General features: G+C 62.2%; 16 protein-coding genes. 10 read left to right on the top strand and 6 right to left on the bottom strand.

The genetic code is table 11. The features are described 5' to 3' along the window. Positions 1-5 precede the first annotated feature (5 nt). The 3 genes from hxsB to IF103_RS13375 form a co-directional block, all read right to left on the bottom strand. Positions 6-1493: a His-Xaa-Ser system radical SAM maturase HxsB gene (gene hxsB, locus IF103_RS13385; protein WP_202675393.1), complete on the bottom strand. Its 1488-nt coding sequence runs from the start codon at positions 1491-1493 to the stop codon at positions 6-8. Then, a complete protein-coding gene (gene hxsD / locus IF103_RS13380; protein ID WP_027906702.1) occupies positions 1490-1789 on the bottom strand; it encodes a His-Xaa-Ser system protein HxsD in 300 nt (99 codons plus the stop codon). The genes hxsB and hxsD overlap by 4 nt, the downstream gene beginning before the upstream one ends. Positions 1790-1999: 210 nt before the next feature. Continuing rightward, positions 2000-2914: a LysR family transcriptional regulator gene (locus IF103_RS13375; RefSeq protein ID WP_023380879.1), complete on the bottom strand. Its 915-nt coding sequence runs from the start codon at positions 2912-2914 to the stop codon at positions 2000-2002. 205 nt (positions 2915-3119) lie between these two features. Here IF103_RS13375 and IF103_RS13370 point away from each other — a divergent pair, with 205 nt between their 5' ends. From IF103_RS13370 to pgm, 6 genes are all read left to right on the top strand, one after another. After that, positions 3120-4142: a zinc-dependent alcohol dehydrogenase family protein gene (locus IF103_RS13370; protein ID WP_023380878.1), complete on the top strand. Its 1023-nt coding sequence runs from the start codon at positions 3120-3122 to the stop codon at positions 4140-4142. 468 nt (positions 4143-4610) lie between these two features. Then, positions 4611-5993, top strand: a complete 1383-nt coding sequence (locus IF103_RS13365; RefSeq protein WP_104881674.1) for a hypothetical protein — start codon at positions 4611-4613, stop codon at positions 5991-5993. Beyond that, complete coding sequence (locus IF103_RS13360; RefSeq protein ID WP_104881675.1) at positions 5993-7348, top strand: aminotransferase class I/II-fold pyridoxal phosphate-dependent enzyme; 1356 nt, start codon at positions 5993-5995, stop codon at positions 7346-7348. The genes IF103_RS13365 and IF103_RS13360 overlap by 1 nt, the downstream gene beginning before the upstream one ends. Positions 7349-7427: 79 nt before the next feature. Continuing rightward, positions 7428-9077, top strand: coding sequence for a VRR-NUC domain-containing protein (locus IF103_RS13355; protein WP_027906699.1), 1650 nt, complete (start codon positions 7428-7430; stop codon positions 9075-9077). After that, positions 9074-11335 carry an ATP-dependent DNA helicase gene (locus tag IF103_RS13350; RefSeq protein WP_202675392.1) on the top strand — a complete coding sequence of 754 codons (2262 nt, stop codon included), beginning with the start codon at positions 9074-9076 and terminating at the stop codon, positions 11333-11335. The genes IF103_RS13355 and IF103_RS13350 overlap by 4 nt, the downstream gene beginning before the upstream one ends. 86 nt (positions 11336-11421) lie before the next feature. Beyond that, positions 11422-13059 carry a phosphoglucomutase (alpha-D-glucose-1,6-bisphosphate-dependent) gene (pgm, locus tag IF103_RS13345; RefSeq protein ID WP_104883819.1) on the top strand — a complete coding sequence of 546 codons (1638 nt, stop codon included), beginning with the start codon at positions 11422-11424 and terminating at the stop codon, positions 13057-13059. Between the two features lie 106 nt (positions 13060-13165). On the opposite strand, the gene IF103_RS13340 is transcribed toward pgm, so the two are convergent. Next, complete coding sequence (locus tag IF103_RS13340; protein WP_023380872.1) at positions 13166-13864, bottom strand: pirin family protein; 699 nt, start codon at positions 13862-13864, stop codon at positions 13166-13168. A gap of 175 nt (positions 13865-14039) precedes the next feature. Between IF103_RS13340 and IF103_RS13335 the strand changes: the two genes are divergently transcribed. Continuing rightward, on the top strand, positions 14040-16544 hold the full coding sequence (locus tag IF103_RS13335) for a UvrD-helicase domain-containing protein (protein ID WP_202675391.1): 2505 nt from the start codon (positions 14040-14042) through the stop codon (positions 16542-16544). A gap of 7 nt (positions 16545-16551) precedes the next feature. On the opposite strand, the gene IF103_RS13330 is transcribed toward IF103_RS13335, so the two are convergent. Next, positions 16552-21429 (bottom strand): NEL-type E3 ubiquitin ligase domain-containing protein, encoded by a 4878-nt coding sequence (locus IF103_RS13330; RefSeq protein ID WP_353843713.1) that lies wholly within the window; start codon positions 21427-21429, stop codon positions 16552-16554. 231 nt (positions 21430-21660) lie between these two features. On the opposite strand from IF103_RS13330, the gene IF103_RS13325 reads away from it, so the two are divergent. The 3 genes from IF103_RS13325 to IF103_RS13315 all read left to right on the top strand — a co-directional run bounded on the left by IF103_RS13325 (position 21661) and on the right by IF103_RS13315 (position 24975). Further along, positions 21661-22587 carry an alpha/beta fold hydrolase gene (locus IF103_RS13325; protein WP_023380869.1) on the top strand — a complete coding sequence of 309 codons (927 nt, stop codon included), beginning with the start codon at positions 21661-21663 and terminating at the stop codon, positions 22585-22587. Positions 22588-22663: 76 nt separating this feature from the next. After that, positions 22664-23077, top strand: coding sequence for a VOC family protein (locus tag IF103_RS13320; RefSeq protein ID WP_023380868.1), 414 nt, complete (start codon positions 22664-22666; stop codon positions 23075-23077). 218 nt (positions 23078-23295) lie between these two features. Further along, positions 23296-24975, top strand: coding sequence for an MFS transporter (locus tag IF103_RS13315; protein WP_023380867.1), 1680 nt, complete (start codon positions 23296-23298; stop codon positions 24973-24975). Positions 24976-25061: 86 nt separating this feature from the next. On the opposite strand, the gene IF103_RS13310 is transcribed toward IF103_RS13315, so the two are convergent. Further along, entirely contained in the window at positions 25062-25631 is a 570-nt protein-coding gene (locus tag IF103_RS13310; protein WP_023380866.1) for a hypothetical protein, read from the bottom strand. Positions 25632-25662 lie beyond the last annotated feature (31 nt).

The following is a 25662-nucleotide window of genomic DNA, read 5'->3' as shown; positions in this document are numbered from 1 at the left end:
CGCCTTCAGCCCCTGTAACCCGGGAACCGGACATCGTTGTAAGAGCGCCTGTTCAACCAAGACAGCAGAACCCTCTGCACGTTGTCGTTGCCATCGCAAAGCAGGCCGAAAAGATGCTTCAGCAGCCCCATGTTCTTCTTGCAGAAGTTGCTGAACACTCTGTGTCCGATCGGATCAGCTTGGCGGGCATAGTGTTCGATGGGGTCAGCACCACAGTACGGGACAAGTGCGCAATCGGAGCAGCCAGGCAGCGCCTCTGCAACACCACTGGCGAGCAACGCATTCATAACGGGCGATGCGAGCAATTCAGACAAGGGTTGTTGTACGGTGCCAAGCCTCAAGCCGTCCTCACCCATTTCCAGCAACATTCGGGCTTCGTCCGAGGGATAGACGTAACCGTCATAGTTGTAAACCAGCGCGGCAGTACCAGCGCCAGCAGGGGAGCGCAGGTCTACATAGCCGGAGGAGAAAGGGGTCAAGATATTCTTCAGCAACAGACTCGTATAACTCTCAGAGAGGTATACGCCCTGTTGATTGATGTGCAGCAAATAGGCCAGTGCTTTCTTGTAAAAGGCCACGTACTGCTCAATAGGATAATCAAGTCGATGGGCACTCTTGGTGGCAAACCCATAAGGGCTCAGAGGCCGAAGCGAGATGCTGGAGAAGCTCTGGTTTACATACTCATCGATGATCGCTTCAGGTTGTTCGAGGCTTCTTGAAGTCAGCGTGGTTAGTGCGGAAACCGCATCATGGCCTAGGCGCTCACGGACCCACTGGATGCCTTTTACAGAGCGTTCGTAGGAGTCTCGTGACGGGGTAGGGCGGTTGGCATTGTGCAGGGGCGCTGGCCCATCGAGCGAGGTCGAAAACTGGATGCGATGTTGTTCTGCGAAGTCGAGTATTTCTTCCGTCAGGTGGTGCAGCGTGGTGGTGATGACGAACTGGATATCCCGTTGTTCGACCACGTTCCGTTCAACGATCCATTCGACAATCTGGCGGACTCGCTCGAAGGCCAGAAGCGGCTCGCCACCCTGAAACTCCACAGTCAGGGCGGGAGCGTTCGATTCGAACAGGCGATCGATCGCCGCCTGTGCATCCGCTTCCGACAGGTCGTGGCCGGATCCACCCAGAGGGGCCCGCGACACTTGGCAGTACTGACAGGTGTGGTTACAGCGCAGTGTAACCACGAACAAGTGCAGTGCAGGGCCCTGGAAGAGGAAGTCCTTGCGGCTGCGATACTGAGCGGCCATTACCGGAAGCGGGTCGTAGCGGCCCGGTTCGTAGATGAAGTGGCGGGCCAGCAGATCCTTGTAAAGAGGCGTGCCTGCTTGAACGTCGAAGTGACTGAGTGCTTGTAGTTGCACATCGTTCACGTGCAAATACTCCCCGGTATCGGCGGTGAGCAAGATGTCACGGTCGTTTCCATTGTTCATCCGCATGAATCGAAAAGGCAGCAAGCGGTACTGCTTAGCGTCAGTGGCAATGAGAGTCACTGGGCAATTCCACAGCCAGAGAGTGCGGCTCGGACAAGGACTTCGCGCAACCCTGCTGTTTCGCGATTGATATGGTCGCGTAGGGCGAAGTCGTTCAAATGCTGGAGGATCAGCGAGTGAGCCTGCTCAGAAGCAAGCGTCAGCCTTGCAGCAGCGGGAAGGACCGTGAGGCTTATCTGATCCGCTTCAATACCGATCTGGATCGCCACGGTGTCGGCCAGAGAGTAAGCGGCGCGTTGCACTACGCTGAGCGGGTAGGCTGCGCTGTCAAGTTGCAGCGTGACTGGCCATGTCATCGGAACCGGTCCTTAAATCCGTTGGGGACATGTGGATTTTGCCGGTTGCTGAGGCGTTATGCCATCACCTTTTTTACATCTGCTTGCATTTGTACAGCGCATTGGTCGACATGCTCACGGTGACTGAGCCATGACCTAGGAGGGCGTGCTCGGAGCACAAATCTCCCTCAGTCCATTCATCCTTATCAACAGCCCGTCTGCCCCAAGGCTTCAAAGACTGTCAGGGTCCCCGAAGAACATCTGAATCCGCGACCGCAGCCAGCGCTCGGCCGGATCGTTGTCCTGCGCCCCACGCCAGGCCATGTGCAATTCAAAGCTGCGCACGTCCAGCGGCAGGTCTTCGGCCCGGAGCCCGCCGGCGGCGGTCAGTGCATCGGCGGTGTAGTCCGGCACGGTGGCGACGATATCGGTCCCCGCCAACAAGCTTCCCAGCCCGTTGAACTGCGGAACGGCCAGGACCACATGGCGTTTGCGGCCCACTTCCTCCAGCGCTTCGTCGATGAAGCCCGACAGATCCCCCGCGAAGGAAACCAGCGCGTGGGGGCGTGCGCAGAAATCGTCCAGGGTGATGCTGCCAGGCACGCTGTCGGCTCGCAGCAGCTTGGGCTTGCTGCGGCGAAGGACCTTGCGCTTGGCATTGGCGGGGAGCTCGTTGGTATAGCTCACACCTACCGAGATCTCTCCCGAAGCCAGCAGCGTCGGCATCAACAGGTAATTGACCCGGCGTACTACCAGGACGATGCCCGGCGCTTCGGCGCGGATACGCTTGAGCAATTGCGGTAGCAAGGCGAACTCGGCATCGTCGGACAGGCCGATGCGGAAAACCGAATTGCTGGTGGCCGGGTCGAATTCGGCAGCGCGGCTGACTGCGGTGGAAATCGAGTCCAGCGCCGGCGACAGCAGCGCGAAGATTTCGTGGGCGCGTGCGGAAGGCTCCATGCTGCGGCCAGTGCGGACGAACAGCGGGTCGTCGAACAGGTTGCGCAGGCGCGAAAGGGCGGCGCTGATCGCCGGCTGGCCGAGAAACAGTTTCTCGGCGGCACGGGTCACGCTGCGCTCGTGCATCAGCGTTTCGAACACGATCAGCAGGTTGAGGTCTACGCGACGCAGGTCGTTTCGATTCATCGGTGCGCTTCACCTAAAGTGGGGCAGGGGTGAATCTTAAGGCCAAAGGCTGTTAACCTGCACCGATTTCCGGGGGCCAATGCACAGGAATGTGGGGTGCCCAATCAATGACAGGCATGTCGACTATTAATAGCCACTGATGGTCTAAAGGCAAAAGCCCGGATAAAGTCCGTGGTAATAGAGGTTCAAACAGGCGAGGTATGCGATGTCCCGCATGATCCGTTTCCACAAGTTCGGTGCGGCCGATGTGCTCCGATGCGAAGAGCAGGCCGAGCCGTCCCCTGCTGTGGGTGAGGTGCAGATCCGCGTCGAGGCAATCGGCGTTAGCTGGTACGACGTGCTTTGGCGGCAGAACCTTGCGCCGTCCCAGGCGCGCTTGCCGGCCGGGATCGGCCACGAGATGGCGGGTGTTGTGACTGCAGTCGGTGAGGGCGTCGATGACATCGCCGTCGGCGATCGTGTTGCCAGCTTCCCTGCCACCAGCGCCAACGAGCATCCGGTATACGGCGATGTGATTGTCCTGCCGCGCACGGCCATCACCCGTTACCCGGACATCCTTACGCCTATCCAGGCCAGCGTGCATTACACGCCGTTGTTGATCGCCTACTTCGCCTATGTCGATCTGGCCCGGGCCAAGGCCGGGCAAACCGCCTTGATCACCGATGCCAGCCATTGTGCCGGACCTGCATTCGTGCAATTGGGCAAGGCACTGGGGCTGAAGGTGTTCGCCGCCACCAAGGATCCTGATCAACGTGAATACCTGTTGGGCCTGGGTGCCGACAAGGTGATCGTCACCGAGGAGCAGGACTTGGTCATGCAGGTGGGCAAGTACACCGATGGGCGCGGGGTCGACATGGTGCTCGATGGCATGGGGGGGCCGCAGATGTCGCTGCTGGGCGATGTCCTGGCGCCACGTGGCAGCCTGGTGCTGTACGGCCTGCAGGGGGGGAACCAGACGCCGTTCCCGGCTTGCGCGGCGTTCCGCAAGAACATCCAGTTCTACGTGCACTGCATCGGCAACTTCACCGGCAAGCCTGAGCTGGGCATCAGTCAGGACCAGGTGGCTCTGCAGCGTGCGCTGCGTGACATCAACCAGTTCACCGCGGACCAGTTGGTAAAGCCGCTGAACATCAAGGTGTACCCCTTCAGTGAAGTGGTCGAAGCCCATCGCCTGATGGATGAATGCCCTTGCGGCGGCCGTGTGGCGCTGGACATGCTGCAGCCTTGAAAAATGGCGATACGAAAAGCCCGGACAACGTTCCGGGTTTTTTTTGGGCATTTAATGGCGTTGTCGAAGGAAGTTTCCTACATACTTTCTAGGTGCGCCGATTGTCTGGGAAATATTCTGGAAAGTGTTGGCCGTTGAACTGGCCGGCAGCCATGGGCATTGTGTGTACACGCACGGGCTGAATGGTTTTTTTACCCCTCTCTGTATCTTTTATTCACTTTACAACGCTCGATAATGGCGCAGTGATAGTTTGGCGCAAGGAGCGTGGAATGAGCGAGGGTTGGCCAGGCGGTGAGCAGTGCACGGTAGCGCTCCTTCATCAGGGATATGGCTTTTTTTCAATGGCTTGGCGACAGTGATCTGTCACTTCTTTGTTTCCATAAGTTGTAGGAAATTTCTTCAATTTCTAATCGTCGATGCATTTTCTCAGCATGCGGGGCGAACGGATAAAGTTGATGAGGTGACAGCATGAGTGCTATTCACGACCAAGCGATGCACTATATCTACAAACAGGTGCTCGAGCGTGTGTTGGGCAACATGTCGCAGGCGCAGCGTGCATCTTTGCAATTACTGGTTCAGCGTCTTCTGGTGGCCGCTGGGGGCGTGGAATACATGGGGGCTCTGCGTTTGTTGGTGGTGCAGGGCAATGACCGCGGTAGTGCCCGCCTGCTGACCCTGTTGCGTGCCGCCCAGTTGACCATCGCCCTGCGCGCGCCGGAAACGTTCCGGTTGCGGGTGCTGGTTGTATGCCTGCCGGCGCTTGGCAACCACAAGCTGGAAAGCCACGAGCGCTTGTTCAACACTCTGTTCATGCACGATGACGTCCGGGTGCAGTTGCAGATGATCGAAGGCGGTGAAGTGGTTCCATTCAGCCGTCGCCCAACGCCCAAGGCCGAGCGTTGGACACTGGCCCGCAATGCCCTTTTGCTGTTCGGTCACATGATCGATGCACGCCCGGAAGCCCTGCTCGGCAGTCGTATGCACCTGGAGTTGGCCGATGCCTTGCGCCAGGCCCTGGCCGGGCAGAAAGGCGGGGACGTGGTGCTTACCGCCATGCCTGCGCGTCAGCGGCGACGTTACCTGTCCTGGGCCCGGCGGACCTTGCGCCAAGCAGGTGAGCAAGGGCTGCGCGGCATGCCCCAGTGCCTGGCTGAGGTGCTTGATGGCCTGGGTGCCTTGCATGCTGTCGCCGGGACAGCCTTGGACCCGGCGCGCGATCCAGAGCTACCGGCGTCGGAGCCCGCAATGCTGAGGGTCATCGCCGTGGATGATCTGTGCGTGTCACAACCTGGTTCGGACCCACTGGATGAACTGCTCGGGTGCCGCTTTGAATCCAACCTCGATGGCAAGCCGCTCGGAGCGTTTCTCGATCCGCTGGCCATCACGCATTTGCATGAGATGCGTGCGCAGTGCATCGATCCCGATACCCCCAGATTGTCATTGCGCCTGGCCAATGCGTCTTCCCTGTTACGGCCTTATGAGGCGGTGCAGGCCCGATTCGCGAAGACCTATGGCATAAGCCAGGCGCAGCTTACCTGTGCGCTGTTCAGCCCATTCGCCCACCGCGGACGTGATCTGGAGCGTTACCTCCAATGCCGGCAGCCTGACATGCTGGTCGCCTTGCCGTACCTTCATCGTGCCTTGCAGGGCAAGCCGTGCCCTGAACCGGTCAAAGACTGGTTGGTCAATACCAGCGGCTTGACCTTGGCGCAGATGAGGGCGATCTACGAGGGGCGCATACCGCCCTCAGCCAGGCAGATACTGACGTCCCTGGCTCGGCGCGACGTGCAATTGCGGTTGCTGCGCCGCCAGCCCCATTCGACTCCAGCGCCGTGCAAGGCATCCCCCTGATGGTGCGATCGCCACGGGGCGAGTTCGCCTACCAGACGGTGTATCACTATCTCCAAGCCCTGATCGCCGATGCCCAGCAAAGCGGAGAGCGGCGCTTGCCTTCGTTACGCGATCTCTCCAGGCGGCTACGTGTGTCGCTGGCTACCGTGCAAAGCGCCTACAGCTTGTTGGAACATGAAGGGCGTGTGGTGTCCGTGCCCAAGTCGGGGTACTTCGTACAGTCCGATCCGCAGCGGGGCGTTCAGGTGTCACAAGGAATGACACTTGGCCGGCCTGCCGTGCCTGCACACCCGGCATTGGAGCGGGTGCTGCTGGCTCACGAGCGGCGCTTGGCCCGGCAACGGGAGCGGGCGGCGTCCACCTGGGAGAACACCGGCGACATACGGCTGCGTAACGCCTTGGCCGAGCGTTACACCCGGTCCTCCCAGCAATACTGGTGCGGTGAGGATGTTCACCTGGGTTCCGATGTGCAGGGGCTGTTGGAGACCGTACTGGAGGCATTGTCGCTGCGAGGTGCCACGGTAGTGGTCGCTTCACCGTGCTGCTGGCGTCTGCTGCAGGTTTTGCAACGTTGCGACATGCAGGTGCTGGAGGTGCCTCTGCGCGACTGTGGCAGCCTGGATGTGGAGCGTTTGTCGTGTTTGCTCGGTCGCGAGTCGGTGCGCATGTTGGTGATGCCGTCCTGCCTGGGGATGCCGCTGGGGCGTCTGATGCCACAGCACGATCAACGGCGCATCGCCCAGTTGCTCGATCAGCATCCCGTGTGGTTGCTGGAGAACGATCTCGATAGCGAACACTGCTTCGATGCACCGCCGGCTGCGCGCCTGCGCGACTGGGTCGACCCGTGCTGGTTGATGGTGCTCGGATCATTGGAGGCCAGTGTCGGGGCCGAGGCGCCCTATGCCTATGTGCTATGCCGCAACCCGTTGCTCTGCCCGGCCATTGCGCAACGGGGCTTCCTGTTGGCGCCACTGCGCCAGTTGGCGCTCGCCCAACTGTTGGCCAAGGGCGAGGTCGATGCCAATCTGGCGCTGTTGCAAGGGCAATGGCGCCAGCGCATGGAACTGCTCTGCGAACTGGTCGAGCGGCACTTGGGTGCGTTGGTGGCGTTCAAGATGCCCGAAGGCGGGCGAACCTTGTGGGTCCGCCTGCATCGGTCGCAGCCGCTCGGTGCCTTGTCCGGGCCTGTATTGCAGGTCATGCCCGGGCAGCGCTACAGCGCCTCGGGGCAGTATCGCCAGCACATCGCGCTGACCTGGCTGGCTGATCAACCACACGCGCTGGCAGAAGCACTGCAGCGCTTGGCCCGTGTTCTGGAGTCCTGTGCTGGCTGGCCTGAGGCCGATCGGGTCTGACCGCTGATCCGTCACGCTTGCCAGTCGCCATGATCTGTATGTATAAACAGTGTTTTGTGACCGTGGCCCGACCCTACTCGTGATTGCCCATTCCGTCGACGACCCGCTCTACTACCTGCATAACTTTCGTCAGGTATTGCTGTGGGTCGAGCAACGTTACGCCGACTTGCTGGATACGCACGAGCTGGCGTTCATCCAGGCCTTCGCCCAGCTGGAAGTGCCAGCACAGGCATTGATGGTGCGCATGGTCATGCGCAAGGGCGAGCTGTTTCGCAGCGACCGGCTGGACTACGCCGAAATCGGTGACCCCATGCTGGCGCTACAGCCGTTGCAAGCGCTCGGTTGGGTCGCTGAGCCTGCGTCGCTGAGCCTGGAGCACCTGTTCGCCCTGCTGCGCAAGGACGAGCTGGCGGCATGTTTCGCGGGCCAGTTGACCCGGCCTAGAGCATCGAAAAGCGATATGTTTGCGCAACTGCAGCCATTGGCGCTCGAACCCCGGCCGTTGGCCGAATGGTACGTCGATGCCCCCATGCGCATCGTTCAGTGGCGCCGGCAGGTGCTGTGCGACCGTATTCGTCTGCTGTTCTTCGGCAACCTGTACCAGGACTGGTCAGAGTTCGTGCTCGCCGACCTGGGCTTGCTGCGCTTCGAAACGGTGCCGTTCAGCCACGACTCCCGCGCCTTGCGTGAACGGGCCGAGGTCGATCTGGCGATGACGCTGCATCGGTGCGCCGAGGGCCTGGAGCAGGGCGAGTCACCGGTGGCCATCCTCACTACCTTGCAAGGCCTGAGTTGTGACAACCCCTGGCTGGCACGACGCCGTTCGCGTTTGCTGTTTGCCCTTGGCCAGCAGTGCGAGCGCCTCGGCGATTGGGACCAGGCCCTGGCAGTGTACGCCCAAAGCAACCATGCGCAGGCACGGATCCGCCAGGTGCGGGTGCTGGAGCGCAGTGAACGGTGGCCGCAAGCCCTTGAAATGGCCCAGCAGTTGGCCGCCGCACCGGCCAACGCCCTTGAGGTCCAGGCCCTTGAGCGCATGTTGCCCAGGCTGGTGCGCAAACTCGGTGGTCCAGCGCAAAAACGCAGCCGTACGGCGCCCTTGACCCTGCTCGAACTGGAGCTGCCCCGCGAGCTGGCAGCGCTGGGCGTCGAGCAAGCGGTGCGGCAACATCTGGCCGGGCAGGGCGCAGTGGTCCACTACGTGGAAAACACCCTGTTCAACAGCCTGTTCGGCCTCTTGTGCTGGGATGCGATATTCGCTCCGGTGCCGGGGGCTTTTTTCAACCCGTTCCAGAGCGGGCCTCAAGACCTGCACGACAGCGACTTTCAGCAGCGTCGTGCCGCCCTGTTCGACGCCTGCCTGGCAAGGCTCGACGATGGTAGCTATCGCCAGGCCATGCGTGAATGCTACATCGCCAAGCACGGCCTGCAGTCGCCGTTCGTGTTCTGGGGGCAGTTGAGCGAGGCGTTGCTGGACCAGGCACTGGACTGCTTGCCAGCCGCCCACCTGAAACACTGCTTCACGCGGCTGTTGCAGGACATTCGCAACAACCGTGCGGGCATGCCCGACTTGATTCAGTTCTGGCCTGAGCAAGGCCGTTACCAGATGGTCGAGGTCAAAGGGCCGGGAGATCGCCTGCAGGACAACCAGTTGCGCTGGTTGGCATTTTGCGCCGAGCATGACTTGCCGGTGGCGGTGTGTCATGTTCGCTGGAGCGAGGCGCCGTGACCTACTCGGTAGCAGTACGTGCGCTTTGTGAGTTCAGTGCCAAGGTCGGTGACCTGGACCTGCGCTTCACGCCATCGCCCACGGCGCTGGAAGGCATCGAGGGGCATCGGCGAGTGGTGGCCCGGCGCGCGGCCGACTATGAGTCGGAAATCACCCTTGAAGGCCAGTATCGGGGTTTGCAGGTGCGCGGGCGTGCCGATGGCTACGACCCCAGTTGCAATCGGCTGGAGGAGATCAAGACCTACCGTGGCGATCTGGCGCGCCAGCCGGCCAACCATCGGCAACTGCACTGGGCGCAGGCGAAGGTATATGCCTGGCTGCTGTGTCAGGCCCGGCAGCTGGCGTCAATCGACGTCGCGCTGGTGTATCTGGACGTCGACAACGATGGCCAGACGCTGATCAGCGAGCGCTACCAGGCTGGACAATTGCAAACCTTCTACGAAACCCAGTGCCAGCGATTTCTCGCCTGGGCCCAATATCAGGAGCAGCGCCTGGCCGAGCGCAACCAGGGTTTGCAGGTATTGGGCTTTCCATACCCGCAGTTTCGCCAGGGCCAGCGCCAATTGGCCGAGACCCTGTACAAGGCGGTCAGCACTGGCCGTTGCCTGATGGCCCAGGCCAGCACGGGGATCGGCAAGACCCTGGGTACGCTGTTCCCGTTGCTCAAGGCCATGGCGCCGCAACAGCTCGATAAACTGTTCTTCCTGACGGCCAAGACCCCAGGCCGGGCACTGGCCCTCGACGCCCTGCGACAGATCGACGATGCCTCGGCGCAGCCGGCGTTGAGGACCCTGGAGTTGATCGCTCGCGACAAAGCCTGTGAGCACCCCGACAAAGCGTGCCATGGCGAGTCCTGTCCCTTGGCCCAGGGCTTTTATGATCGCCTGCCGGCGGCGCGTGAGGCAGCAGCACGCCTGCCGATGCTCGATCGGCAACTGCTTCGCGAGGTGGCTTTGGCCCACCAGGTGTGTCCGTACTACCTGGGCCAGGAAATGGCCCGTTGGGTGGATGTGGTGGTGGCCGACTACAACTACTACTTCGATGCCCATGCGTTGCTGTTCAGCCTGACCCAGGCCAACCAGTGGCGGGTCGCGGTGCTGGTGGACGAAGCCCACAACCTGATCGAGCGCGGCCGCGGCATGTACAGCGCCAGTCTCGACCAGGGCCAGTTGCTTGCGCTGCGCCAGAGTAAACCAGTGGGCCTTGGCAGCGCGCTGGACCGTCTGAACCGGCAGTGGAATGCCGTGTTCAAGGCCCAACAGGCGCCGTATCAGGCCAGCGACAAACTACCAGAGGCTTTTCTGCGAGCCCTGCAGGGATGCATCGGGGTCATCCAGGAACGCCTGGACCAGTCCAATGGTGAAGTGGACCCGCAGGTGCTGCAGTTCTTCTTCCAGGCCTTGCAGTTCAATCGGGTGGCCGAGCTGTTCGATGAGCACTTCCTGTTCGATATCAGCTTGCGCAGCGGTCAGCGCAATCGGCGTCTGGCCACCCTGTGCCTGCGCAATGTCACGCCGGCGCGGCTGCTGGGCCCGCGCATGCAGGCTGCCCGGAGCGTGACGCTGTTCTCGGCCACGCTCAGCCCCAGGCATTTCTATGCCGACCTCCTGGGCATGCCCTCGGATACCGCATGGCTTGAGGTGGCGGCGCCATTTCGGGGTGAACAGCTGCAAGTGCGTATCGCCAGCGAAGTGTCCACCCGTTACCACCAACGGCACGCCTCGCTGGAGCCTATTGCCACCCTGATCGCCGAGCAGTATCAGCGGATGCCGGGCAACTATCTGGCGTTTTTCAGCAGCTTCGAATACCTGCAACAGGTCGCCGACGTGCTCGCCCGTCGCCACCCGACGATCCCATTGTGGCTGCAGTCGCCGGGCATGGACGAACAGGCGCGTCAGGCGTTTCTCGACCGCTTTGTCGCCGACGGCCAGGGGGTTGGCTTCGCGGTCCTTGGTGGCGCCTTCGGTGAAGGGGTCGACTTGCCGGGTACGCGCCTGGTCGGCGCCTTTGTCGCGACCCTCGGTCTGCCGCAAGTCAACCCGGTCAACGAACAGTTCAAGTTGCGACTGGGTCGCCAGTTCGGCGCCGGATTCGACTACGCCTATCTGTACCCAGGTGTGCGCAAGGTCATTCAGGCCGCTGGTCGGGTCATACGAGGCGATCAGGACCGTGGCGTGCTGGTGCTGATCGACGAGCGCTTTGCCCAGGCGCGGGTCCAGCAGATGTTTCCGGGATGGTGGCACATGGCTGGCGAATAATCCTCGGCGGGCCCATCGCGCAGTATTGCAACTCCCAGTACACTGCGTGTTCCAACACCAACATCCGTTGAACTCGAGGTTTTTGCATGACGCTCAGTCCTTTGGCAGGCAAGCCGGCTCCGGCCAGCGTGCTGGTCGATATTCCCCGCCTGCTCACCGCCTATTACACCGGCCGTCCTGACGCCGCCGTGGCGGCCCAGCGCGTGGCCTTCGGCACCTCGGGGCACCGGGGCAGTTCGCTTGAACTGAGCTTCAACGAGTATCATGTCCTGGCCATTACCCAGGCCATCTGCCTGTACCGTCAGGAGCAGGGCATCGACGGCCCCCTGTTCATCGGTGCCGATACCCATGCCTTGTCTGCCCCGGCAGCGGCCAGCGCTCTGGAGGTACTGGCCGCCAACGGCGTGCAGGTGATGCTGTCCAAGGACGATGAGTACACCCCGACGCCCGCGGTGTCCCATGCCATCCTCTGCTACAACCGCGGCCGCACCCAGGGCCTGGCCGACGGCATCGTCATCACGCCTTCGCACAACCCACCCCAGAGCGGCGGTTTCAAGTACAACCCGCCCAATGGCGGCCCTGCCGACAGTGATGTGACCAAGTGGATCGAGGCCAAGGCCAACGAACTGCTGGCGGCGGGCCTTGTCGGCGTCAAGCGCGTGGACCACGCCCAGGCGCTGCAGGCAGCGACCACCCAGCGTCACGATTATGTCTCCAGCTATGTCGCAGACCTTGAGAACGTCATCGACTTCGATGTCATCCGTGGCGCCAACCTGCGCCTGGGCGTCGATCCGCTGGGCGGAGCAGGGGTGCGCTACTGGTCGGCGATCGCCGAGCGTTACCAACTGAACCTGGAAGTAGTGAACACCGAGGTTGACCCGACGTTCCGCTTCATGACCGTCGACTGGGACGGCCAGATTCGCATGGACCCCTCTTCGCCATACGCGATGCAGGGACTGATTGGTCTGCGCGAGCGGTTCGATGTGGCGTTTGCCTGCGACCCGGACCACGACCGTCACGGTATCGTCACGCCCGACGGCCTGCTGCAACCGAACAACTACCTGGCAGTGGCCATCGACTATCTGTACCGCCACCGCCCGCAATGGCGCAGCGATGCCGCCGTGGGCAAGACCGTGGTGTCCAGTGGCCTGATCGACCGGGTTACCCAGCATCTGGGGCGTGCATTGTACGAAGTGCCGGTCGGCTTCAAGTTCTTTGCCCAGGGCCTGTTCGACGGCTCGTTGGGCTTTGGCGGTGAGGAAAGTGCCGGTGCCTCGTTCCTGCGCAAGGACGGCACGGTCTGGGCGACTGACAAGGATGGTTTGATCCCGGCGTTGTTGGCGGCGGAAATGACCGCCCGTACCGGACGCAACCCAAGCCAGGCCTATGCCGACCTGACCAAAGCACTGGGTAAACCGTATGCCACGCGTGTCGAGGCGAAGGCCGATGCACGGCAGAAAGCCTTGCTGAGCAAATTGGCGCCAGAGCAGGTGACATCGACGGAACTTGCCGGCGAGCCAATCGTGCAGATCCTCAGCCATGCACCGGGCAACGGCCAGGCCATTGGCGGGCTGAAGGTGATGACCGCCAACGGCTGGTTCGCCGCGCGGCCCTCGGGTACCGAGGATATCTACAAGATCTACGCCGAGAGCTTCATCGACGAAGCGCATTTGCAGCGTCTGGTGCAAGAAGCCCAGGTGTTGGTGGATGCGGCGATTGCCTGATCGAAACGGTTAAAACAGGGGCTGTCGTGCAGCCCAATCGCCAGCCAGCCGGCCCCTACAGAAATTGCGATGTAGGAGCCAGCTTGCTGGCGGTTGTTCCCTTCACTCAAGCTACATCGACCAGCACGATCTCGCTGTCTTCGATCGCGGTCACCTGCAGCAGTTCTTCCTGCTCGATCGCCACCCCGTCGCGGGCTTTGGCTCGCAGTCCATTGATTTCCACCAGTCCTTTGGCTGGCACCAGGTAACCGCGGCGCCCTGCATCGAGGCGGTACTCGGCACTTTCCCCTGCACGCAGGGTGGCTGCCACGAGTCTTGCATCGGTGCGAATCTGCAAGCTGTCTTCGTCGCCGGCACGGCCACTGGCCAGGGTGACGAAGCCCTCACCGCGTTCGCCTTTGGGGAAGGGACGGGTTCCCCAGGACGGCGCATCGCCAACCCGCTCAGGCACTATCCAGATTTGGAAGATCCGCGTGTCGACGTCTTCCAGGTTGTACTCGCTATGAACGATGCCGGTCCCGGCGCTCATCACCTGGACATCGCCCGCCTCGGTACGGCCCTTGTTGCCAAGGCTGTCCTGGTGGGTGATGGCGCCTTCACGGACGTAGGTGATGATTTCCATGTCGCGGTGCGGGTGCGGTGGAAACCCGCTGCCGGCCGCGATCAAGTCGTCGTTCCAGACCCTCAGGTTGCCCCAGTGCATGCGCGCCGGGTCGTAGTATTCGGCGAAGGAGAAATGGTGGTGGGCATCGAGCCAGCCATGATTGGCGTGGCCAAGGCTTTCGAACGGTCGCAGTTGCAGCATGGTCGTGCTCCTTGATTCGGTGGAATGACGCCATAATGCGTGGGTTAAAGATCGAAAAAAAGCGTAAATATCGGCTTAAAACAATCTATAAAATAGATTGAATTGCAGATGGCATTTGACCGCTTTGTCGCCTAATGCACTGATTCGCTGGCGATTTTTCTTAGATGCAGCGAACATGGCTGCTGATTCGATTTTCAACGGAGTGATCGTGGCCCACGAGCAAACCCAGGCGCCCGCCGACCTTACCCCTCCAGCCCAGCTGCCTTGGTTTCGTCGCCTGGCCGCACGCCTGCTTGGGCGTGGCCTGAGCCGTCTGCAAGCGCAACACCGCGACTCCTGGTTCCTGGGGCACGCCACTGGCCAACGTAGCGGCCACGCTGACGGCCTGCGAGAAGGTTTCGAGCGTGGACGGCTGGAAGGTTACGAAGCCGGGCGCCAGGTACTGGTGATTCGCGACACTCGCCCCGATGCGCCTGCGGTTCCCGGCCAGGACGACAAACTGTTCGATGATTGGCGTCTGCCGCTGAGCGCCGAGTTGAAAAAGCGCTTCAAGGCCGATGTCGCCCAGCGCCTGCCTGCCGAGGCCCAGCCCAGCGCCGCGCAGTGGAAGCTGATTTTCAGCGACACACCGTCCACCTGCGTGGTGGCGGGGGCCGGCGCGGGTAAGTCTACCTCGCTGGTGCTGCGGATATTGCTGCTACGCCATTACCTGGGCTACGAGCTTGACGCGATGACCGTGGTCACCTTCACCCGCGAGTCACGCAAGGATTTCATCAAGCGCCTGGTGCAGGTCTTCGCACGCTGGCAGATCGATCTGTCGCCTGCCCGTGCCCGGGAAATGGTGCGAACCTTCCATTCGCGCATTCTGCCGCTGGTCCGCAGCCTGCCGGGTTTTGGCCAGGTACGGGCATTCGAGACACTGGGCAGCGAGATGCCGGCCGGGCAAGAGGCTGAGGCTGACAGTAATCCGTTCGATCTACGTCTGAACGACGCCCAGCGTCAGCAGCTGAACCTGTGCTACAGCCAGCTGCTCGATCAAAGCCCGCGCTTTGCCCAGATCATCGCGACCTTGCGTCGCGAGGCCCTGCAGCTCAAGCCCCTGGACCCGGACCACCCGGACGTGCAAAAGCGTGTGCAGGTGACCCAGCTGGCCGCCCAGCGTGACGAAGAGCTGTGCGATGTGATCGAGGACCTGTGGTTCGCGGCGGGCGCCTGGCCGATCAGGGGCATCGAGCCGTGCCGCGAGACGGTAGACATTCGCGGCAGTCGCTTCCATGTCCACGGGCATCTAGAAGGGCTGGATACCTGGGTGGTGCTGGGCTTCGACCCCTCGGAAAGTGCTCAGTGCCAACGCCCCGGCGCCAAGCTTGCGGTGCGTGCGGAATGGGCGGTCAAGCGCACGCTGTTGCAGGCCTACTGTGACAAGCCGCTGATCTGGCTCGACAACTACGCGATGGCCCGGCGCCTGGCGGCGTCGTTGGCGGGGGATGCGGTGTCGGGACCGGGTTTCGAGTACAAGGTCAAGGGCGAACTGGCAGCGGCGCCGCTGCTCGATGCCTTCGTCGGCGCGGCAAGTTTCATCGAGAACCTTGGCCTTGAGGTCGGCAGAGCGGTCGCAGCGATGAGCTTCCCCGCAGGCGACAGTGATGGGTTGTTCTTCGAAGCGCTGGCATTGTACTGGAAGGCGCTGGAGGCGCATTTGCTCGCCCAGTCGCCGCCGGTGATGAGCTACAACCGCATGTTCGCCCTGTTTGGTGAAAACAATCCCGAGAACCTGCAGCTGTTGCCCGACCCATTGCTGCGCCCGTTGGCCCATTTGATGATCGACGAGTTCCAGGACGTTTCACCACAGATCGTCAGTTGGCTCCGGGCCAGCCTCGCTGAAATTCGCCGGCGTGGCACAGCCATGCATACTGGGCGTAATGCCCAGCACTCGTCGTTGCTGTGCGTGGGGGACGACTGGCAGTCGATCTACGGCTGGCGTGGCAGCTCGCCCAAGTACTTCATGGAGTTCACCAAGACCTTCCCGTCACCGGCCAATACCCGGGTGATGCTGGTCGACAATTACCGCTGCCAGCAGCAGGTGATCGACGCCGCCGAGCATCTGGTCAAGGGGACCCCGGCCATCGCGGGCAAGAAGGCGCGTGCCGCGGGGCCGGCTGCGGAATTGCCGGGCTCGCCGGTCCGGGTGTTCGACCGTGACGAGGCGGCACTGGGCCAAACCTTGATCGAGCACTACCAGCGCGGTGAGTCGGTGATGATGCTGTACCGCAAGGGCAGTGACCGGGCCTTGATGAGTGAGCACCTGCAAACGGTACTGCAAGCCGAAGCGGCACTGCCCGCCGAGCAGCGTCGGCTGCGTCAGTTGACCTATCACAGCGCCAAGGGCCTGCAGGCCGATGCGGTGTTCATGTTGGGCGACTGCCAGTACCTGACCAGTTCGCCGTACAAGAACCAGGTCTATCGACTGGCCGAATTGGGCCGTTCAGGCGATGCCCAGCCTTTCGATACCGCGCAGAAAGAAGAGGTACAGCGCTTGGCCTACGTAGCGGTGACGCGGGCGGTCCGGCACTGCTATTGGCATGTCGAGGCTGCCAATGGCGAGGCGGCGAGTGCGCCGCGTGCGTCCAGCCAGGTGGATGGCCGGCAGGCCTTCTTCGAAGACCTGCGCGGACAGTGAGCGCGACCTAGCCGCCGAGGGTTGCCACCTGGTGGGTGAGGCTGAGCAACAGGCCATGTTCGACCTGCTGTTGCTCGGCGTTCAGGGCATCCATGGCTTGCTTGAACTGCCCGTCGTTGAGCTGCACGCGGCGCAGATGGTGCTGTTCGTCCAGGGGACTGGCCGGCATGACTTTCGCCAGAGCGGTGGTGACCGAGGTATCTAGGCGCGTGACAGGCTCATTGCTTCGATCCAGGCAGTAGAACAGGTAGTCATGGCCTGATCGCCAGAAATCGGTGAGCAGGATGAACTGCTCGGCATAGCGGGTCTTAATGTGCATGACCCAACCTGGTTGCTCGATCAACCAGCGCTCCCGAGCCTGGTGGTCACGATCGAGCCGTTCCACCTCGGCAGCCACTTTGTCGATGATGCCTTGGGTGATTCTGGCGGTGTCACGGTACAGCATGCCCCGGCTCGGCTCGGGGAAGTCCAGGCGCGCGGCCAGCGATTGACGCAAGGCCAGTCGTACCTCGATATCGTCGACCAGGCCGGTTTGCAGGTACAGATCCGGATAGGCCAAAGGCTCGTCCAGCTCATCGTATGGCGGCAAGTCTTCGTCAAAGACATCATCTTGCAGGGCCTGCTTGCGTAGCGTTCTTCGCAGACTGATGCGGTCGGCCAGTTCATTGACTCTGCTGCGCCGGAACAACCGGTGGTAAAGGTGCAGCAGCGTTTGCGAGCGATCACCGAGCCGACCCGCCGTCTCGTGGGCCAGCACCTCGATCTCCAGAGCGCTGAAAGCATCGGCACCGGCATCCCCACAGGTGGATGGGTAGTCCTGGGCGACTTGTTCAAGGCGCTCTCGTAGCCCGGTGTCCTGTCCGGCTTTCTCGAGCATGGCCCACACGCGCGTCGCAACGCCTTGTGCGTCCTGGCGAGCTTCTGCCGATTGCGCCAAACGCTCCAAAGCGTTGAGCAGATGGCGGTTCCCGCCGTGTTCGAACAGGTCGCTCCAGAGTCGTTGCTGGTGACTGCTGGCCTGGTCACGCCATATCCCCCGATCCCCTTGTCGTGGCGTACGCTCGGTCACGTTGACACCACCGTTCGCCAGGCGAGTACGCGTTGGGCCTTCGAGCGGGTTGAAATTGAACAGCCAGCTGCGTCCTTCGACACGGGCGGCAACATCGCGGGCGAAGGGTGTCTGTAACACGTCGGACAGATCGGGGACTGTACCGATGCGATTGTGGGAAAGGTCCAGGATGCGCAGTTGGTACTGCGGCTGGCGCATTAGGGTGGACAGCCCGTTGGGCCATTGGCTGAGGTCGCAGCGGTCCAGGTCGAGTTGCCTCAGCCGCGCCATGTAACGCAGGTCGGGGGCCAATTGCAGTGGATTGCCACTCAGTCGAAGCACCTTGAGATGCACCAGGTCCTGGAAGCGCGCCGCCAGTGCCGGGTTCAGCGTGATGTGGTTGTCCGACAGGCCCAGGGCCTCCAGCGGTAATCCTGCCAGGCAATCCAGGCTGGCATCGTTGAGCTCCAGCAGGTTGCCATGCAGATTGAGCACACGCAGGTCACGCATGGCGCCCAGGGCCCGCAGCGCCGTGGGGGGCAGGGTGGTGAGGCGGTTTTCGCCCAGCGACAGCGCCTGTAATTTAGGGGTCGACCTCAGGGCGTCGAACAGTGACTCAGCGTCGATTCGCGGGTTGTCGATCACTTCAAGCTGCGAGAGGTTTGGGAAGCACGCCAGAAAGGCGCCTTCCAGTCGGGTCAACGTCAGACGCTCGAGGGTAAGGGCGCGGACCTGTGGGAAGCGTGCGCTGATTGCCGGCAGTTCGGTCAGTTCCAGGTCATCGAGTACCAGCACCGAGGCGTCGGGCTCGCCTTCTTGGCGCCATGCACGCATGAGCCGTTCGCTGCATTGCCGGCGTTGGTCACGCAGGGGCGACTGCTCGACGGCCTGATGCCAGCGGTTCAGTGCGCTCAGCAAGGTGCGCTGTTCTTCTTCGAGTCGTTGGATTGCGCTGCCCAAGTCACCGGCTTGGGACAGTTGCGCTTGCAGCGCGCTGAGCTGCTCGGCATTGAGCGTTGGGTAGAGGGCCCGGAGTCGTCCGGTGGCGACGCTCGTGGAGGCGCCTCGGCCACTGAGCGGGTAGCCCAGACGGCCGTTGGCCAGGCGCAAGGGTGATCGCACGCTCGGCCGGATGGGCTGTTGGCCGAGCAGGGCAGCGCAATGCCCTCGGTCGGCGGTGGCGTGGCCGAACAGCTCGGTGGCCGTTGCGCCGGGGTGTTCGGCCAGCAACGCCTGTTTCAACAAATGGCTGTCGGCATTGGCCAGCGAGGGCCGATACAAGCCCAGGAGTGCCTGATCGAGCCGTGCATGGGCTTGCAGCAACCGTGCTTCTTCGGCAATGCGCAAGGGCATCCGCCCCGATGCAAGTCGTTGCCGCTCGCCGTGCCCGATGTGTCTGAGTATCTCCTCCAGCGCGCTGTCCGGTAGCCCAGGAAACTGCCGTGCCAGTGTTTGCTCGGCAGGGCTACGCAATTTGCCCTGGCTGTGCCGCAAGCTGTCGAAAATGTCCTGGCGCTTGCTGTCCAGGCGATCGGCCAGTCGTTGGTCCAGGGTGCTGGCACGCTGCGCGGAAGGCGTATCGCCCAGCAGGGATTGCCGCTGTTGCTCACCCATCTGGGCCAGCACGGTCTGGCTCAAATGGCCGCTTTCCAGGTCCGAGCGAGTGATCTCGATTTCCACCTGGCCAAGCATCGGTGGCGCGCCGTAGCGCACCGAATCGCCCCAAGGCTCCGGGCCGTCGTACACCTTCAGCACATGATCCAGGGGCCATTGGGGCATGTTCAGCAGTTCTGGCAGTGCGTAGTTCTTGTAGGCGGCCAGGCGTTGGCCATGGCGTACGCTGCCGACGATGTGCTCTACCTGGTTGTCCAGGCGCAGGCGAAGCAAGGTTTCGCGCAGCAGTGCCGGAGGCTGCAGCCCGGTAGCCTGGGTGCGCCGCAGGACCGTGCTGTCGATGCCGGTAGTACGCAGGGCGGCGGCCAGTTCGGCATCGTCGAGCCCGGCGCTGAACTGGCCCAGGCGGCGCAGCAACTGGGCTGGCTCCCATTCCACCGGTCGTTCGAAAGCCAGTTGCCAACGACCGTCACCGTGGTGGTGCAGACGAGGGGCATAAGCATTGGGGTCGTGGGGATGGCGAACACGCCACTGCTGTTCGGCGTCCTGGAAGATTTCGAACATCGCGCCATCGTGCATCCAGTAGATCTTACCCTCGACCCGGTAATAGCCTGACGCGTCCATCACTGCACCCTCCGGCAAGACTGTGGAGCTGGCATAACGGGCCATTTGCGGGTGCCACAGCAATGCTTGCCCGTCATGCCAGACGCGTTGCAAGGCATCGACGAAGCCAGAGGCCTGCACCAGCCGCGTACCTACCGCAAAACCCGCCGTTACCGCCGCATTGATGGCCAGTGCGGTCAATTGCCCCAACGCTTGGGCAGTATCGCCTTCCTCCCAGGCGTGGAACCCGGTGAACACCGAATCCATGATTTGATAGGCGAACACGCCCGCCATGACCGTATTCAGGCCGGGGACGAAAAAGGCGGCGACATTGAGAAGGCTCACGCCCGTCTCGGCCCAATGGGCCAGACGTTCCTGGCGGGCCTTGGCGTCGACATCGGCGGTTGGGACGGCGATGGCCCTGGCATCTGCTTTCATCCGCGAGACATTGGCCGCGTAGAGCGCCGACCAGAGCCCGCCATTGACTCGCGAAGGGGTGAACCGCAGATCGATCTCTCGGCGCGGGTGGACGAGGCCGTCACGCGGTTCGAACAGTGCCTGCTCAAGCAAGCGGTTCAGCTCCGCCTGTCTGTCCTGGTAGGCGCAATTGATCAACAGGCGGCGGAACGTGCTCTGCAGCAGCCTGTGGCTGAGATGCCGTCCAGCCTCCTGGCGTGAGCTGAACTCCCTGACCGGGTGTTCGCTGTCATTCGGCATGTAGACGATGCATGGATTGTTCTGGTCGGGTTGGTCTGGCCCGATCAGCAGGAGGTCGTGGAGGGGAATGTCGAACAGGCTCAGGCGCCAGCAGTGCAGGTCGTGTTGTCCATAGGTTGGCCGAGCTGCGTTTTCGGCCAGCTGGTTCAGGCCGCGGAGGCCGCGTTGGCTAAGCAGTCCCTGAAGGGCCGCGACCTGCGCCCGCACCCGTAATGAATGGCGCAGGGTGTCGAGGGTCAGTCGCTCGATTTCAGCCTTGCGCGGGCCGTCATAGTACGACTGAAGATGGGCCTGGTACTGTCGACCCAGGTCCAGCTCCCGGCAATGCCTGACGAAGCTCGCCATCGATAGCCCTTGCAGTGGGCTGTCATCGTCTGGCGCGTTGATCAGTGTGCTGTAGGCGCCGACTTCATCCAGGCCTTCGAAGTTGTGCAGGGCCGCCTCGAACAGGCTGCGCGACTGCGGCGCGCCGACAGGTCGGGTGGCCAGGATGTCCACTTCCCGCTCCGGTACCAGCGGTATCTCCGGGTTGGGAACGCCTGGCCAGTTGCTGCTGGCGGGTTCGAAGGGTTGGAACACATAGTGGGCCTTGTCCACGGCCACAGCGATGTTCAGTCGGCGGGTCAGCAACGGTTTGCAGAATTCGGTGATCCCTTGGAACCCGCGCAGGCTCTTTTGCAGGGCTCGTTGGTGGGTGTTGCGCGCTTCGATGAGTGAGCGCAGTCGCTGGCGATCATCATCCGAGGCGGTGCTGTACCAACTGAAGGGGGCGCCGTCATCGGCGAGGTAGTCGGCACGCAATTGCTCGACGATGTACTGGGTATGCGTTGGATGCAACATCGTGACCCATTCGGGCAGGGCGCGGCTGATAGATGCCTGGTGGAGCGGGGGTGTGCTGTACATGGCGAGAGCCTCTGGTCTTCAGAGGCGATAGTCGACCTTCGTTTCGCGGTCAGGATGCGGTAGATACTTGCCCGCAAGGGTCGGTCTCGCGCATGTATGGGTCGGTACGAGGGCAGCGTTGCCGGGGCTTCTGGAGGATGGTGTGGCTATACACGGTGTCACCGGGTAGGCATGAGGACGGTGGCGAATTCCGTCTGGCCATGGCGCCAGGTTTAGCCAGGGAGTAGTTGCATGCGTTCGCTATGCGGTCCGAAGGATCATCTGCTTGACCTCGAAGGCATTGAAATTGCCGTGCGCACGTGGGGGCCTGAAGATGGGATCCCGGTATTGGCCCTGCACGGCTGGTTGGACAACGCGGCTTCGTTCGAACGGCTCGGGCCGTTGCTCGACGGTTGTTTCGTGGTGGCCCCGGACATGGTTGGCCACGGGCGCTCCGACCATCGACGCCATGACAGCGGCTACTACCTGTGGGAGCATGCCGAGGACATGCTGGCGGTGACCGACAGCCTGGGCCTGTCGCAGTTTCATGTGTTGGCCCATGGCATGGGCACCGGGGTCGCATCGCTGCTTGGTGCTATGACCAGTGGCATCGCCAGCATGATCTTCCTCGACGGCATGGGAGCCCCGTTCACGGTTGCCGAGCATGACCGCGTGCAGCACCTGGCGCGCGCCTATCGGCTCAAGCGCATGGTCCAGCGCAGCCAGTTGCAAGGCTTCGGCGAGCCTGACACACAGCGTTTCGACACCATCGAGATGGCCTTGGCGCAACGGCGCAAGCGCCTGGACGGTGAATTGTCCGAAGAGGCCACGCGACTGTTGGCCCTGCGCGACTTGCTGCAACTGGGCGATGGCTACTGCTGGCGCCACGACCCACGGCTGGTGCTGCCCGAACCCATGCCGCTGACCGAGGGCGAAGCCTGCGACCTGCTTCGGCAAATCCGTTGTCCGCTGTATCTGATGTTCGGTCGCCAGGGGGCGTTCACCGGTGAAGGGTTCGAGCAACGCAAGGCGGCCTTGCCTGAACATGCCCGCGTTTCTTGGCATCCGGGTGGCCACCATTTTCACCTGGAAGCACCTGATCGCGCGCTGGTCGACCAGATACTGCGCATCCTGGCCCGCCACGAGGGGAGCTTGCTGCAACGACGGGTCAATGAGTGACGGTTATGGCGACGGTGTCAGGTCCTGAGCTATGGTGACAGGCAATGATTGCCTGGATGCCATAGGGAGGCTCGGCATGCGACCTTTCGCCATCGCCCATATCGACCATCTGGTCTTGAGGGTCACGGACCTTGCGCGCAGCGTTGCGTTCTACCGCGATGTATTGGGCTGTCGGGTCAGTCGCGAGCGGGAGGATCTGGGCATGGTCCACTTGGCGACCGGTTCGGCGATGATCGATCTGGTCACCCTCGATGGTCCACTGGGTAAACCGGGCGGTGCGGGTCCCGGGTCGCAAGGGCGCAACCTGCATCACTTCTGCCTGCGCATCGAGCCTTTCGATGAGCAGGCGCTGACCGCCTACCTGCTGGAGCAGGGAATCCGTGTCGAACCTGCCGAACGACGCTACGGTGCCGAAGGGGAAGGGTTGTCGCTGTACTGTTATGATCCCGACGGTAATCAGGTCGAGTTGAAGGGGCCAGTGCAGGACTGAACCCCAGGGCGAGGAACGCGGAGCCCTCGGCGCTCACTGGCGATGCTGGCCAGTGGATATCCTGGAAAAGCCGATTATGCTTCTACTGTCCTTGCTGCGATCCGAGGCGGCTTGCCTCGTCGTGCTTCGCGCAACCAATGCAAGCCCCAGGGCCTGGGTGCGACGCTGAAATGGGTGTGAGGTACTCCGGCCTTAGAACAACAAGACGGAGGCAACCCATGGCGGTACTCGATAGCGCAACCACGGGCAATAGCGCACCCCAACGCGGCATCACCCGAGAGGAGCGAAAAGTCATTTTCGCGTCATCCCTGGGTACGGTGTTCGAATGGTACGACTTCTACCTCTATGGCTCATTGGCGGCCATCATCGCCAAGCACTTCTTCGCAGGCGTCAATGAAACCACCGCGTTCATCTTCGCCTTGCTGGCCTTCGCCGCAGGCTTTGCCGTGCGGCCGTTCGGCGCCATCGTGTTCGGTCGCCTGGGCGACATGATCGGGCGCAAGTACACCTTCCTCATCACCATTGTCATCATGGGCTTGTCCACCGCGGTGGTGGGTATCCTGCCCAGCTATGCGACCATCGGGGTTGCGGCGCCGATCATTCTGATTAGCCTGCGCCTGTTGCAAGGCCTGGCTCTGGGAGGCGAGTACGGCGGCGCGGCGACCTACGTGGCCGAACATGCACCCAAAGGGCGGCGAGGTTTCTTCACCGCCTGGATCCAGACCACCGCTACCTTGGGGCTGTTCCTGTCGCTGCTGGTGATACTGGCATGCCGCACCGCGATGGGGACCGAGGCATTCGAAGCCTGGGGCTGGCGCATTCCGTTCCTGCTGTCGATCCTGCTGCTGGCGATATCGGTGTACATCCGCATGCAGCTCAACGAATCGCCGGTGTTCATGAAGATGAAGGCCGAAGGCAAAGCGTCCAAGGCGCCACTGACCGAGTCCTTCGCCCGTTGGGACAACCTGAAGGTGGTGATCATGTCGTTGCTTGGCGGGACCGCCGGCCAGGCCGTGGTGTGGTACACCGGGCAGTTCTATGCGCTGTTCTTCCTGCTGCAGACGCTCAAAATCGACCCGCAGACCGCCAACCTGTTGATTGCGGGTTCGTTGCTGATCGGCACGCCGTTTTTCATCGTCTTCGGCAGCCTCTCCGACCGCATCGGACGCAAGAAGATCATCATGGCGGGGTGCATCATCGCGGCGTTGACTTACTTCCCGATCTTCAAGGCACTGACCGAGTACGGCAACCCGGACGTGTTCGTCGCCCAGGAGCAGAACCCTGTTGTGGTGGTGGCCGATCCTGACCAATGCGCCTTCCAGTTCGACCCGGTCGGCAAGGCCAAATTCACCAGTTCCTGCGACATCGCCAAAAGCCTGCTGGCCAAGCGTGCGATCCCCTATGGGAACGAAAAGGCCGAGCCGGGTAGCGTCGCGCAGATCCGTATCGGCGAGCGGGTGATTCCGAGCTTCGATGGCAGTGGCCTCGCGGCCGCTGACTTCAAGTCCCAGAGCGATGCCTTCACCGCTACCTTGGCGGGCGCTCTGAAGGATGCCGGTTATCCGGAAAAGGCCGACCCGGCGAAGATCCATTACCCCATGGTGTTGCTGCTGCTGACGATTCTGGTGATCTACGTGACCATGGTCTACGGGCCGATAGCCGCCTGGCTGGTGGAGCTGTTCCCAGCGCGTATCCGCTACACCTCGATGTCGTTGCCATACCACATCGGTAATGGCTGGTTCGGTGGCTTCCTGCCGACGGTGGCATTCGCCATGGTGGCGGCGACCGGCGATATCTACTATGGGTTGTGGTATCCGATCGTGATTGCGGTGATGACCGCGGTGCTGGGGATCTTCTTCTTGCCGGAGACCAAGGATCGGGATATCCATCACAGTTGAGGCTTCATTGGCCCTTTCGCGGGCAGGCTCGTTCCCACGCAGCCAGGAACGGGCTTACCCGCCCAAGGGCCGCTGCAGGTGCTTGCTCAATCGAAGTACCCGCGCAGGGTGAAGGCGTAGCCGATATCCACCTGCGCGGCCTCACCCCGGCTCCAGCGCTTGTTCAACACGAACTCGAATGCCGGCTCGTACAACCCTTCGCGCACCACGGCACCCGCCAGCACCTCCACGTCATACCAGCCGTTATCGAGCTCGATGATCGGCCGCCCGGGCTCCTGGTAACGTGCCAGTAGGTCGCCCAAGGTCTTGGGGGTGAAGTGTTGCAGGATGCGCCAGGTGAACAGCATCAGCGCGCGGTTCTCAACCCGCAACACATAGCCGGAGCGTTGATGCTTGAGGCGGCTGCCGGGTTGGCGCAGCGCGGGCGGGTCGCCGTCGAGGGTGAAAAGGATGCGGTAGGGCAGGTTGTCGACGCCGGCCAAAGGCAGCACGACCCCCTCGCGCACGGCCTGGTCGCCGCTGTCGCCATGGGTGAACTCGTAGGCCAGATCGTCTGGCAGGCCATGGGCCTGCTTGTAGCTTTCGAGCAACTGGATATCGCCGACCAGAAAGTAGTCGACCCAGTCAGTGAGCACTTCGCTGAATTCGTGGCGCATCGCTGTTCCTTGTTGTAATACGCGGTGAGCA

Origin of the sequence: Pseudomonas sp. SK2 (assembly GCF_016772395.1) — a bacterium.
Classification (GTDB): Bacteria; Pseudomonadota; Gammaproteobacteria; order Pseudomonadales; family Pseudomonadaceae; genus Aquipseudomonas; species Aquipseudomonas taiwanensis.
The sequence above is the reverse complement of the archived record's forward strand: the minus strand, read 5'-3'. Positions and strand labels throughout refer to the sequence as shown.